The sequence below is a fragment of the Sinomonas terricola genome (assembly GCF_034931225.1).
In the GTDB taxonomy this organism is placed as follows: Bacteria; Actinomycetota; Actinomycetes; order Actinomycetales; family Micrococcaceae; genus Sinomonas; species Sinomonas terricola.
The window spans coordinates 95,036-106,925 of sequence record NZ_JAYGGQ010000005.1; the positions used below are offsets into that span (position 1 = coordinate 95,036).

The 11,890-nt window shown below is 69.4% G+C and carries 12 protein-coding genes; 6 read left to right on the forward strand and 6 right to left on the reverse strand.

What is annotated here, in order from left to right; all coding sequences use genetic code 11:
* Positions 1-106: 106 nt before the first annotated feature.
* Positions 107-718, forward strand: a complete 612-nt coding sequence (locus SPF06_RS08730; RefSeq protein WP_323278649.1) for a hypothetical protein — start codon at positions 107-109, stop codon at positions 716-718.
* A 24-nt stretch (positions 719-742) separates the two neighbouring features.
* Here SPF06_RS08730 and disA read toward each other — a convergent pair whose 3' ends face one another.
* Positions 743-1,819: a DNA integrity scanning diadenylate cyclase DisA gene (gene disA, locus SPF06_RS08735; protein WP_323278650.1), complete on the reverse strand. Its 1,077-nt coding sequence runs from the start codon at positions 1,817-1,819 to the stop codon at positions 743-745.
* Between the two features lie 167 nt (positions 1,820-1,986).
* Between disA and SPF06_RS08740 the strand changes: the two genes are divergently transcribed.
* The gene (locus tag SPF06_RS08740; RefSeq protein WP_323278651.1) at positions 1,987-3,210 is read left to right on the forward strand and encodes an MFS transporter; all 1,224 of its coding nucleotides are present in this window, start codon (positions 1,987-1,989) and stop codon (positions 3,208-3,210) included.
* 35 nt (positions 3,211-3,245) lie between these two features.
* Here the strand turns inward: SPF06_RS08740 and radA are convergent, their stop codons facing one another.
* Complete coding sequence (gene radA, locus SPF06_RS08745) at positions 3,246-4,652, reverse strand: DNA repair protein RadA (protein ID WP_323278652.1); 1,407 nt, start codon at positions 4,650-4,652, stop codon at positions 3,246-3,248.
* A gap of 66 nt (positions 4,653-4,718) precedes the next feature.
* The gene (locus tag SPF06_RS08750; RefSeq protein WP_323278653.1) at positions 4,719-5,882 is read right to left on the reverse strand and encodes an FUSC family protein; all 1,164 of its coding nucleotides are present in this window, start codon (positions 5,880-5,882) and stop codon (positions 4,719-4,721) included.
* A 229-nt stretch (positions 5,883-6,111) separates the two neighbouring features.
* On the opposite strand from SPF06_RS08750, the gene pstS reads away from it, so the two are divergent.
* The 4 genes from pstS (at position 6,112) to pstB (ending at position 10,247) form a co-directional block, all read left to right on the forward strand.
* Positions 6,112-7,230, forward strand: coding sequence for a phosphate ABC transporter substrate-binding protein PstS (gene pstS, locus SPF06_RS08755; RefSeq protein WP_323278654.1), 1,119 nt, complete (start codon positions 6,112-6,114; stop codon positions 7,228-7,230).
* 71 nt (positions 7,231-7,301) lie between these two features.
* Complete coding sequence (pstC, locus tag SPF06_RS08760; RefSeq protein ID WP_428985737.1) at positions 7,302-8,324, forward strand: phosphate ABC transporter permease subunit PstC; 1,023 nt, start codon at positions 7,302-7,304, stop codon at positions 8,322-8,324.
* 1 nt (position 8,325) lies between these two features.
* Positions 8,326-9,435, forward strand: a complete 1,110-nt coding sequence (gene pstA / locus SPF06_RS08765) for a phosphate ABC transporter permease PstA (RefSeq protein ID WP_323278656.1) — start codon at positions 8,326-8,328, stop codon at positions 9,433-9,435.
* Between the two features lie 32 nt (positions 9,436-9,467).
* Entirely contained in the window at positions 9,468-10,247 is a 780-nt protein-coding gene (gene pstB / locus SPF06_RS08770) for a phosphate ABC transporter ATP-binding protein PstB (protein ID WP_323278657.1), read from the forward strand.
* 175 nt (positions 10,248-10,422) lie between these two features.
* Here the strand turns inward: pstB and SPF06_RS08775 are convergent, their stop codons facing one another.
* Genes SPF06_RS08775 through SPF06_RS08785 form a run of 3 tightly spaced genes read right to left on the reverse strand, consistent with a single transcriptional unit; the run spans position 10,423 to position 11,875 of the window.
* Positions 10,423-10,833: an arsenate reductase ArsC gene (locus SPF06_RS08775; protein ID WP_323278658.1), complete on the reverse strand. Its 411-nt coding sequence runs from the start codon at positions 10,831-10,833 to the stop codon at positions 10,423-10,425.
* Positions 10,833-11,528: an aquaporin gene (locus SPF06_RS08780; RefSeq protein ID WP_323278659.1), complete on the reverse strand. Its 696-nt coding sequence runs from the start codon at positions 11,526-11,528 to the stop codon at positions 10,833-10,835. Before SPF06_RS08780 ends, SPF06_RS08775 begins: the two co-directional genes overlap by 1 nt.
* Entirely contained in the window at positions 11,525-11,875 is a 351-nt protein-coding gene (locus SPF06_RS08785) for a metalloregulator ArsR/SmtB family transcription factor (protein WP_323278770.1), read from the reverse strand. Before SPF06_RS08785 ends, SPF06_RS08780 begins: the two co-directional genes overlap by 4 nt.
* Positions 11,876-11,890 lie beyond the last annotated feature (15 nt).

Sequence of the window (11,890 nt, forward strand, 5' to 3'; positions counted from 1 at the left end):
GGCAGCGCGTGGACAGGGCAGAGGCCCTCAGGGCAGGGGACAGGGGGGCGAAGGGGCATCCCGGAAGACCGGTGCCCGCCCTGGCGCGCGCCGGCCCAGCCCTGCGGTGTACCGACGGCGCCGCCTCGTCGCAGCGGTGCTGCTCGTCGTCGTGCTCGGGCTCATCGGGGGCGGCGCGTGGGCGCTCGTCCGCGCAGCGTCGCATTCGAGTGCGCCGGCCCGCGCGGCGGATGACGCCGGCCCCCTCACGAACCCCACCGCGAGCCCGACGGCCGACGGCGCTTCCTCGCCCGCGGCGTCGGACGCCCCCACGAGCGCCCCGCCGGCCACCCCGACGTGCGACCCCGCGAAGATCGAGGTCACGGCGGCGACCGACAAGCCCGCCTACGCGTCCACCGAGAATCCCGTGCTGACGCTCAAGGTCATGAACAAGAACGCGATCCCCTGCCCTGTGAACGTCGGGACGTCGCAGATGGAGTACCTCGTCATGAGCGGCGCGGACCGCATCTTCGACTCGAAGGACTGCCAGTCGGACGCCTCGGATCTCGTCAAGACCATCGCCCCGGGCGCGAGCGAGACGGCGAATTTCCCGTGGCCCAGGATCCGCTCGACCGAGGGATGCAAGGCCGTGACGGTCAAGCCGCGCCCGGGGATCTACGTGCTCACGACGTCCCTCGGCCCGCTCCAGAGCCCGAAGGCGGTCTTCAAGCTCGATTAGTCCCCGGCCTGCCGCGGCGGCGGATCAGAGGAACCGGTCGAGGAGGCTCGCCTCGGCCATGCGGCTCAAGCCCTCGCGCACGGTGCGGGCGCGCTGCTCGCCGATGCCGTCCACCGTCATGAGGTCTTCGATCGTGGCCGCCATGAGGTTCTGGAGGCCCCCGAAGTGGTCGACGAGCCGGTCGGCGACCGCGCGCGGCACGGGTTTGAGGCCCGTGATGAGTCGGTAGCCGCGGGGCTCGACGACGGCGTCGAGCGTCGCCTCGCCGCCCGCGTACCCGAGGATCGCCGCGATGCGGTTGAGGTCGATGAGGTCCGTCGCCGAGAGCTCGGCGAGGGCTTCGACGGCGCCGTCGATCGTCTCGGGCGTCGCGTCGTCGCCCGCATAGTCGCGGATGACGACGTCGCTGCCTGGCCCGCGCCCGACCGTGAGCTCTTCGAGCTGGAGCGAGAGCAGACGGCCATCCTCGCCGAGTTCGAGGACGTACTGGCCGATCTCCTCCGAGATGCGGCGGACCATTTCCTGGCGCTGGAGCGTCTGGGCGACGTCGCGGACCGTCACCATGGCCTCGATCTCGAGCGCCGAGAGTGAGTTCGTGACCTGGTCGAGGCGCGCGCGATAGCGCTCGAGGGTCGCGAGCGCCTGGTTTGCGCGCGCGAGGACCTTCTCCGAGCCCTCGAGCACGTAGCGCAGGCCCCGCACGTACAGGGCGATGATCTGCATCGACTGGCTCACCGAGATGACGGGGAGGCCCGTCTGGATCGCGACGCGCTCGGCCGTGCGGTGCCTCGTGCCGGATTCCGACGTCGGGATGGTCGAATCGGGGACGAGGTGCACCGCCGCGCGGATGATCGTCTTCGCTTCGCGGTCCGTCACGATCGCGCCGTCCATTTTCGCGAGCTCGCGCAGACGTGTGGGGGAGAAGTCGATTCCGATTTCGAAGCCGCCCGAGCAGATTGACTCGACCGTGCGGTCGAAGCCCAGGACGATCAGGGCGCCGGTGCGTCCGCGGAGGATGCGCTCAAGTCCGTCACGGAGGCCCGTCCCCGGTGCGACGCGGCCCAGCGTGTCGGCTAGCACGTCCTCGGGGGTCCGAGCCATATGACATTCCCTTTCGTGGCACAACAAAGGCACCCACGTGGGCACTGAATCCCATGGTATATGCGCGTTCGCGCACAAAAGTGCGCCAGAATAACAATTCGGCGTCAAGGTGCGCGGGTATTGTGACCGTCCGACCTGTCGCGTTCGAGTCCGAGCAGAGGAGCTTTATGGCCCAGCAGGGAACCCCGGTCTCCGGTTCCTCGAATCGCATCGGCCCGACCGGCTTCGTGCTTGCCTTCGGGGTGGTCAGCATGCTCGCCGACGTCGTCTACGAAGGGGCCCGATCGATCACGGGCCCGTTCCTCGCGACTCTGGGCGCCTCGGGCGCGCTCGTTGGCTTCATCACGGGCCTCGGCGAAGCCGCAGCGCTCGTCCTGCGGCTCGCGACGGGACCCCTCGCGGACCGGACGCGACGGTACTGGCCCCTCACGATCGCGGGCTACGCGCTCACCGTCGTGGCGGTTCCCGTCATGTCCCTCGCCGCGAGCCTGTGGCAGGCGGCGGCCCTCGTCGTCGCCGAGCGTTTCGGCAAGGCAGTGCGCACCCCGGCGCGGGACACGATGCTCGCCAACGCGGGAGGCTCCATTGGGCACGGGATGGCGTTCGCTGTCCACGAGGCGCTCGATCAGGTGGGTGCCTTCCTCGGCCCGCTGCTGGTCGCGCTCATGGTCGCGGTCTCCGGCTATCACCTGGGCTTCGGGGTCCTTGCGATCCCCGGCGCGCTGGCCCTCCTCGCCGTCGTTCTGCTGCGCCGCGCCGTCCCCGCGCCGGATCACTATGACAGCCCCGTACGCGCCGAGCCCGGCGGCGACGGGCAGGTCACCGCTAGCCGGCTTCCGCGGACGTTCTGGTGGTACAGCGCCTTCACGGCCGCCTCGATGCTCGGATTCGCGACGTTCGCGGTCATCTCGTATCACCTGGAGGTCCGCAGGGTCCTGCCCGAGCCCCTCATCCCGGTCGTCTATGCCGTTGCCATGGCGGCGGCCGGGCTCGCGGCCCTCGGCTCGGGTGCGCTCTACGACCGGTTCGGCCTCCGCGGGCTCGTCGCCGCGCTGCCCCTCACGGCGGCGGTCCCGTTCCTCTCCTTCAGCACAGAAGCCGCCCTCGTGTGGATCGGCGCGGCGGTGTGGGGTGCTTCGCTGGGGATGCACGAGGCCACCTTCCGCGCCGCCGTCGCGAAGCTCGTGCCGCGAGACAGGCGAGCCACGGCCTACGGCGTCTTCACGGCGGTCTACGGCACGGCGTGGCTCGCGGGATCTACGGCCATGGGTGCCCTGTACGAGGTGTCGATTCCGGCCGTCGCTGCCTTCGCCGTCGGGACCCAGCTCGTGGCCCTCGTGCTCTTCGTCCCGCTCGTGTGGGGCGCGGGCGCGCGAGCCATCGAGGCTTAGGGCCTCGGTGAGCCGCGTCGCCCGGCCGATGCCGGTCAGGACGGCGTGATGAGCAGTCCCAGGGCCTCCGCGACGTGCCCCACTTCGCGGACCGAGAATCCGGGCGGGATCTCCCCGGGGCCGGTCGGGCTCGCGGGCACGATCGCGTGCGTGAACCCGAGCCGATGGGCTTCCTGGATGCGCCGGTTGATGCCTGGCACGGGACGCACCTCGCCCGCGAGCCCGACCTCTCCGAACGCGATGAGCCGCTGGGGGAGTGCCTGCCGCGTCTTCGCGGACGCGACGGCGAGGGCCACGGCGAGATCGGTCGCAGGCTCTGTGAGCCTCACGCCGCCCACGGTCGCGACGTAGCTGTCGTCCTTGTGGAGCACGCACCCCGCGCGCTGCTGGAGGACCGCGAGAAGCATCGCGACGCGCGAGGAGTCGAGGCCGCTCGTCGCGCGCCGCGGCTGGCCGTTCGCGCTCTCGGCGAGGAGCGACTGCACCTCGGCGAGGAGCGGCCTGCGGCCCTCGAGCGTGACCGTGATGCACGTGCCCGAGACCGGTTCGCGCGTGCGGGAGACGAAGAGGCCCGAGGGGTCCGTGACGCTCGCGATCCCATCCTCGGCAAGGTCGAAGCATCCGACCTCGTCCGTCGGCCCGTACCGGTTCTTGACCGCCCGGAGGAGCCGCAGGCGCGAATGGCGCTCGCCCTCGAACTGGCACACGACGTCGACGAGGTGCTCGAGGAGCCGTGGCCCCGCGATCGAGCCTTCTTTCGTGACGTGGCCGACGAGGAGAGTTGTCATGTTCCGCCGTTTGGCGGCAGCGATGAGCGACGCCGTCACCTCCCGCACCTGGGAGACGCCGCCCGCGCTGCCTTCGACTTCGGCGCTCGAGAGCGTCTGGACCGAGTCCACGACGAGCAGCCGCGGCTCGAGCTTCTCGACGTGGCCGAGCGCCTGCGCGAGATCGGTCTCGGCCGAGAGATAGAGGCCCTGGGCGACGGCGCCGATGCGCTCGGCCCGCAGTTTGACCTGCGCGGCTGATTCCTCGCCCGTGACGTAGAGAACACCCGAAGGCGCAGCGTCGCCTGCGGAACCCGCCGATGCGACCTTGGCCGCGACGTCGAGCAGGAGCGTCGACTTGCCGACTCCGGGCTCGCCCGCGAGGAGAATCACGGCGCCCGGCACGAGCCCACCGCCGAGCACACGGTCGAGCTCGCCGACGCCTGTGGGCAGGAACGCCGCCTCCGTCGCGTCGATCTCGGCAATCTGGCGGGCCGGTTCGCGCACGGTCGCGGCCGCCGTCGTCCGGGCCACCGCCCCGCCGACCTCTTCGACCGTGCCCCACTCCTGGCACTCGCCGCAGCGGCCCACCCACTTCGCGGTCGTCCAGCCGCATTCGGCGCAGCGGTAGCCGGGCGCACGCGTGGTTGTACGGGTGGAGGTCTTCGAAGCCATAGCCCAAGGCTAGTTCCGGGCGCCGACATTCTTGGCCGTGCCGCGCAGACCGCGGCGGCGCAGGCGTCAGAGGCCAGGCAGGAGCGCGACGGCGTCCTCATGGTCGTACCCCGTTGCCTCGAGCAGGTCCACGAGCATGGGCCGGATGAGGATCACGAGGGCCTCACCCTCGAGCCGTTCGACGTGGAGCTTGCGCGGGTGTGCGCGGGACGCGATGTCCTCGAGCATGAGGCCCGCGGAGCGAAGGTTGATGCGACGGGACTCCCGGTCCCACGTCGAGAGGCCCGCCGCCACGAGGTCGAGCGACTCGGCCGTATCCGAGAGCAGCCCCGCGATGCCCTCCGCTGCGCGCTCCGAGAGCGCCGCGTTGTTGATCGTGCTCGTGAGCCGACGCGCGACGACGCGACCGTTGCGCAGCGCGAGATCGAGATATTCGACGGCCCGCGCGAAGTCCTCGATCTCGCCGCGGTACCGGCGATATGCGGGGGCGATGCGCGTGACCTCGCCCGAGGTCTTGAGGGTCGCGCGGATCGTGTCGACGAGCCCCTGCGACCCGCGCCCCCGGACGAGGGCGTGCCACGCGCGGGTCGAGTCGCTTTCCGCAAGGGCCTCGGCGCACTCGCGCAGCATCTCCGAGAACGCGGCGACGAGCTTCTCGAGGTCGTCGCGCGGCTGGACGCGCGGATCCCGGGGCAGGAGCGCCGTGATGAGGAGCGAGACGAGGCCGCCGACGACGGCGTCGAGGCTGCGCGTGAACGGCCCGCCGACGGGGGCCGGCAGGAGGACGACAAAGAGCGACTGGATACCGAGCTGCGTCGCGAAGATGACCCCGCGGTCGAGGAACCTCGCGACGAGGAGGGAGATCATGAGCACGACGCCGGCCTGCCAGATTCCCGCGCCGAACACCGTCACCATGAGGTCGCCGAGAACGATGCCGAGGGTGCAGCCGACGGCGACTTCGAGCACCTTGCGCACCGTGAGGTCGCGCCCGAAGCCGAGCGAGATAAGCGCGGACGTCGCGGCGAAGATCGGGCCGACATGCCCAAGCAGGTAATACGCGATGAGATAGGCGACGACGGCGCCGACGGTCATGAGGAGCGCGGGAAGCAGCGAGGCGCGCGTGCGGGCCCATCCCGCGCGGGCGCGCTCGCGGGCCAGCGAGGGGAGCCCCGCGAGGTGGGCGCGGTCCTGCTTCGCCTGGTCGGGTGCTCCATGCGCAGGGGTTTCCACACCTGCAGTTTAGGGAGGCGCACGCCAATACTCAGTGGAGGTGTGATGTTCAAGACACCAGCCCGTGTTGTCACCCGACCTCCGCTTTCCGTTCACCTTCCGTTTACCTACGCCCCTGAGTTTCGTTACCTGCGAACCCTAACTTCGATTGCAGTACGACCTCGTACGCACCCGTTGGGACGCGCCAGTCGCACGGCGCACCTCAATCACCCTGGAAGGGGTCAATTTCGTGAAGGCTATCCGTTTCGGCCGCCTCTCGGCCGTTGCTGTCATCGCGGCAGGCGCGCTCGCGCTCTCCGCGTGCGGCTCTGACAACGCCGCCGGCACTTCCGGCGCGACGAACTCGGCGTCGGGCCCGAAGGTCACGGGCACGCTGACCGGCACCGGCTCGAGCGCCCAGGCCTCCGCGGTCGACGCGTGGAAGCAGGGCTTCACCCAGGCGAACCCCGGCGTGACCGTCCAGTACTCGCCGGACGGCTCGGGCGCTGGCCGCAAGACGTTCATCTCGGGCGCGAGCCAGTTCGCCGGCTCCGACGCCGCCATGTCGACGGACGAGCTCACCTCCGCGAAGGCCGTCTGCGGCGCCGACGGCGCGCTCGACCTCCCGGTCTACATCTCCCCGATCGCCGTGACGTTCAACCTCCAGGGCATCACGTCGCTCAACCTCACCGCCGACACGATCGCGAAGATCTTCCGTGGCCAGATCACGAAGTGGAACGACCCGGCGATCGCCGCGGACAACTCCGGCGTGAGCCTCCCCGACCTCAAGATCACGCCCGTGCACCGCTCGGACGACTCGGGCACGACGCAGAACTTCACCGACTACCTCGCGCAGGCCGCTCCCTCGGTCTGGACCGACAAGTCGAACCAGACGTGGCCGGCCTCGCTCCCGGGCGAGAACGCGAAGGGCACCTCGGGTGTCGTCAAGACCGTGACGGACACGCAGGGCGCGTTCGCGTACGCCGACGACTCTGCCGTGGGCGGCAGCCTCGGCAAGGCCAAGATCAAGGTCGGCGACAAGTTCGTCGAGCTCTCCGCCGACGCTGCCTCGAAGGCCGTCGAGCTCTCGAAGCCGGCCGACGGCCGCGCCGCGAACGACCTCGCGCTCAGCCTCAACCGCACGCTCACGGACAGCTCGGCCTACCCGATCGTCCTCGTCTCGTACCACGTCGTCTGCACGGCCTACAAGGATCAGGCCACCGTTGACCTCGTGAAGGCGTGGGAGACCTACGTTGCTTCGGACGCGGGCCAGAAGGCCGCCGCAGCCGCCGCGAAGAGCGCCCCTCTCTCCTCGGCCCTCGCTGCGAAGGTCAAGTCGGCCGTCGCCTCCATCAAGGTCAAGTCCTAATCGACGCCGAGCTAGCGCGAGCCCGCCCTGGACATGTTTTCAGGGCGGGCCTTGCGCTGGATGGAAGAATGATGAGTCAGAAGACGAAAGCTGCTGACGAGACCTCCCACGTTGTACGCAAGGGACCCGAAGTGACCACGACCCAGACAAAGACCCCCAAGCAGTCCGGTGGGACGCCCAGCCTCTCGTCCCAGAGCGGCGCGGCGGGAGACAAGATCTTCTCCGGCTCGGCTCTGACCGCCGGAATCATCATCCTCGTGGTGCTCTGCGCGGTCGCGGTCTTCCTCGTCGCCCAGGCATTTCCCGCGCTCGTGGCGCCCCAGGACCAGATTGCCGGAGGCAAGGGCTTCTGGCAATACATCCTGCCCCTCGTTGTCGGCACTGTGATCGCAGCCGCCGTCGCCCTCGTCATCGCGACGCCCATCTCCATCGGCGTCGCCCTCTTCATCTCGCACTACGCGCCGCGACGGGTCGCCCAGATCCTCGGCTACGTCATCGACCTCCTCGCCGCCATCCCGTCGGTCGTCTTCGGCGCGTGGGGCATCTCGTTCCTCGCGCCCGCGCTCGTGCCGGGGTACAACTGGCTCGCATCGGCCCTCGGCTGGATCCCGATCTTCTCCGGCCCCGCTTCGGCGACGGGCAAGACGCTCCTCACGGCCGCCGTCGTCCTCGCCGTCATGGTCATCCCGATCATCACCTCGATCTCGCGCGAGATCTTCCTCCAGACGCCCAAGCTGCACGAGGAGGCCGCGCTCGCGCTCGGCGCGACGCGCTGGGAGATGATCCGCATGGCGGTGTTCCCGTTCGCACGCCCCGGCATCATCAGCGCCGTCATGCTCGGCCTCGGCCGCGCGCTCGGCGAGACCATGGCCGTCGCGCTCGTGCTCTCCTCCGGGCCGCTCATCGCGAGCCTCATCCGGTCGGGCAACCAGACCATCGCGGCCGAAATCGCGCTCAACTTCCCCGAAGCGAGCGGCCTGAGCCTCAGCACGCTCATCGCGGCGGGCCTCGTCCTGTTCGTCATCACGCTCGTGGTCAACGTCATCGCGCGCTGGGTGATCAGCCGCCACAAGGAATTCTCGGGAGCGAACTGACATGACCACTGTTGCTGCGCGCACGCCGCGTCGCTCCGCCCTCACCCGCAACCGCCTCCCGCGATTCGCCCCGTGGGCCTCGCTCGCCGTCGCCCTCGTGGTGGGCGCCGCGCTCTCGACCCTCGTGGGGTTCAACGCGTTCGGCTGGGGCATCTTCGCAGCCCTCGTCTTCACCCTCGTCTTCGTCACGTGGAGCGGCGCCGTCGAAGGATCCCGCAAGGCGAAGGACAAGCTCGCGACGTGCCTCGTGGTCGGCGCATTCCTCGTCGCGCTCCTCCCGCTCGTCTCGGTCATCTGGACCGTGCTCGTCGAGGGCACGAAAGGGCTCACGACGCCGGGATTCCTCGGGACGTCGATGAACGGCGTGAGCGGCATCCAGGACAACGAGTCGGCAACCGACGGGACGCGCGTCCTCGGCGGCATCTACCACTCGCTCATGGGCACCCTGCTCATCACGCTGTGGGCCACGGTCATCTCCGTGCCGATCGGCCTCCTCACGGCCGTGTACCTCGTCGAATACGGCAACGACGGACGGATCTCGCGGGCCATCACGTTCTTCGTCGACGTCATGACGGGCATCCCCTCGATCGTCGCGGGCCTCTTTGCCGCCGCCTTCTTCGCGACGCTCTTCGGCCCCGGCACGAAGACCGGCTTCGTTGCCGCCGTCGCGCTCTCCGTGCTCATGATCCCGGTGGTCGTGCGCTCGAGCGAGGAGATGCTCAAGATCGTCCCGAACGAGCTGCGCGAGGCCTCGTACGCGCTGGGCGTGCGGAAGTGGCGCACGATCCTCAAGGTCGTCATCCCGACGGCGATCTCCGGCATAGCGTCCGGCGTGACCCTCGCGATCGCGCGCGTCATCGGCGAGACCGCGCCGATCCTCGTGACGGCGGGGTTTGCGACGAAGATCAATCTCAACGTCTTCGCCGACTGGATGTCCTCGCTCCCGACGTTCATCTACACGCAGATCCTCAACCCGACGTCACCCTCGAACCCGGGTCCGAGCCTCCAGCGCGCGTGGGGCGCCGCCCTCGTGCTCATCATCTGCGTCATGATCCTCAACCTCATCGCGCGTCTCGTGGCGAAGTTCTTCGCCCCGAAGACCGGCCGCTGACCCCTAGACCCGCACCGAAACTGAAGGAAATCATGTCCAAGCGAATCGACGTCAAGGACCTGAACGTCTACTACGGCAATTTCCGTGCCGTCGAGGGCGTGAACATCAACATCGCGGCCCGCTCCGTGACGGCCTTCATCGGCCCGTCGGGCTGCGGCAAGTCGACGTTCCTCCGGACGCTCAACCGCATGCACGAGGTGCTTCCGGGCGCCCGCGTCGAGGGCCAGGTTCTCCTCGACGGCGACGACCTCTACGGCCCGGGCGTCGACCCCGTGGCCGTCCGCTCGCACGTCGGCATGGTCTTCCAGCGGCCCAACCCGTTCCCCACGATGTCGATCCGCGACAACGTGCTCGCGGGCGTCAAGCTCAACGGCAAGCGGATCTCGAAGTCGGATGCGGACGAGCTCGTGGAGTCGTCGCTGCTCGGCGCGAACCTGTGGAACGAGGTCAAGGACCGCCTCGACAAGCCGGGATCGGGCCTCTCGGGCGGCCAGCAGCAGCGCCTCTGCATCGCGCGCGCGATCGCGGTCAAGCCGGATGTCATCCTCATGGACGAGCCGTGCTCGGCCCTCGACCCGATCTCCACGCTCGCGGTCGAGGACCTCATCAACGAGCTCAAGGAGAAGTACACGGTCGTCATCGTGACGCACAACATGCAGCAGGCTGCGCGCGTTTCGGACAAGACGGCGTTCTTCAACATCGCGGGCACGGGCAAGCCCGGCAAGCTCATCGAGTACGCCGAGACGACGACGATCTTCAACAACCCGAAGGAGAAGGCGACCGAGGACTACGTCTCGGGCCGCTTCGGGTGAACCGTTGAGCACACGCTGAGCACAAAGGAGCGAGGATTCGGACGGTACCGAATCCTCGCCCTTCTTGTTGCGGGGGCCGTCAGCAGCACGTCTCGTCGTCGCAGCAGCCGTTCTCGCAGCAGTCCGTGCTCACGCGATCACCTCCTTCTCGGTGTGGCCGCCGCCCGGCGGCGGCTCATGCGCCGGCGGGCAGGAGCTCGCCGATGAGGGTCTCGACCCGGGTCCGGATTTCGTCCCGGATCGGCCGCACGGCGCCGACGCCCTTTCCCGCGGGATCCGCGAGATCCCAGTCCTCGTAGCGCTTCCCGGGGAAGATCGGGCACGTGTCGCCGCAGCCCATCGTGATGACGACGTCCGAATCCTTGACTGCCTCGGTCGTGAGGATCTTGGGCGTCTCCGAGCGGATATCGATGCCTTCTTCGAGCATGGCCTCGACCGCGGCGAGGTTGACGCTCGCGGCCGGCTCAGAACCTGCCGAGCGGACTTCGATGCGGCCGCCCGCGAGGTGGTTCAGGTAGGCCGCGGCCATCTGGGAGCGCCCGGCGTTGTGGACGCACACGAACAGGACGGAAGGCTTCTCGCTCATCAGTGGACCTTTCGATCGGCCGCGAGGGCGGCGGGGGCAACGGAGGGGTACATGAGGCGGATCAGGATGAATGCCGCGGTTCCGCCCGCGAGCTGGGCGACGACGAACGCGGGCGCCGAGGCTGGGGCGATCCCGGCGAAGGTGTCGGTGATCGTGCGGGCCAGCGTCACGGCGGGGTTGGCGAAGCTCGTCGAGCTCGTGAACCAGTACGCGGCGGCGATGTAGCTCCCGACGGCGACGGCGATGCGCTCGCCGCGCCCCGTGCGGAGCGTGCCGAACACGATCAGCACGAGCCCGGCCGTGGCGACGATTTCGCCCAGCCACAGGCCGGGCCCGGTGCGCGCATGTGCAGAGATCGCGACGGCGTCGAGCCCGAACATGAGGTTCGCGGCCACCGTGCCGAGCAGCCCGCCGAGGAACTGCGCGGCGATGAGCGCTGCCGCGGTCCGCGAATTCAGCACGCCGAGGAACCGCTCGACGAGCGTCACGACGGGGTTGAACGAGGCCGAGATCGGCTGGAGTGCCGTGATGAGGGCGATGAGCGCCGCGCCCGTGGCAATGCTGTTCTCGAGGAGCGCGAGGCCTGTATCCGACGGGGACAGCCGCGACGCCATGATGCCCGAGCCGACGACCGCCGCGACGAGGAACGCCGTCCCCGCGAACTCGGCGGCGACGCGGCGAGCGAGTTGGCTCACTTCGCAGTCCCGCCCATGAGCGCGGCCAGGCCGTCGAGCGCTTCGAGCCGTGCCCGATAGTAGACCCACACACCGCGCTTCTCCCTGTCGAGCAGCCCGACCTCGTGCAGGACCTTCAGGTGGTGGCTGATGGTCGGCTGCGTCAGATCGAATGCGTCACTCAGGTCGCACACGCAGGCCTCGCCGCCTTCGTGCGAGGCCACGAGGGAGATGAGCCGGAGCCGCACGGGGTCGGCGAGTGCCTTGAGCAGCGGTGCGATCCGCTCGGCATCGGCCTCCGAGAGCGGGTCGCGGGCGAGCGGCGAACAGCACGCGACCGCCTGGACGGGCGTGATCTCCAGTTGCATAGACACACGTAAATA

Excerpts from the sequence above, each read along its gene's own strand:
- radA (WP_323278652.1), bottom strand. The coding sequence starts at position 4,652 with ATGGCTTCGAAGACCTCCACCCGTACAACCACGCGTGCGCCCGGCTAC.
- SPF06_RS08785 (WP_323278770.1), bottom strand. The coding sequence starts at position 11,875 with ATGCAACTGGAGATCACGCCCGTCCAGGCGGTCGCGTGCTGTTCGCCG.
- SPF06_RS08775 (WP_323278658.1), bottom strand. The coding sequence starts at position 10,833 with ATGAGCGAGAAGCCTTCCGTCCTGTTCGTGTGCGTCCACAACGCCGGG.
- pstC (WP_428985737.1), top strand. The coding sequence starts at position 7,302 with ATGAGTCAGAAGACGAAAGCTGCTGACGAGACCTCCCACGTTGTACGC.
- disA (WP_323278650.1), bottom strand. The coding sequence starts at position 1,819 with ATGGCTCGGACCCCCGAGGACGTGCTAGCCGACACGCTGGGCCGCGTC.
- pstA (WP_323278656.1), top strand. The coding sequence starts at position 8,326 with ATGACCACTGTTGCTGCGCGCACGCCGCGTCGCTCCGCCCTCACCCGC.
- SPF06_RS08740 (WP_323278651.1), top strand. The coding sequence starts at position 1,987 with ATGGCCCAGCAGGGAACCCCGGTCTCCGGTTCCTCGAATCGCATCGGC.
- pstB (WP_323278657.1), top strand. The coding sequence starts at position 9,468 with ATGTCCAAGCGAATCGACGTCAAGGACCTGAACGTCTACTACGGCAAT.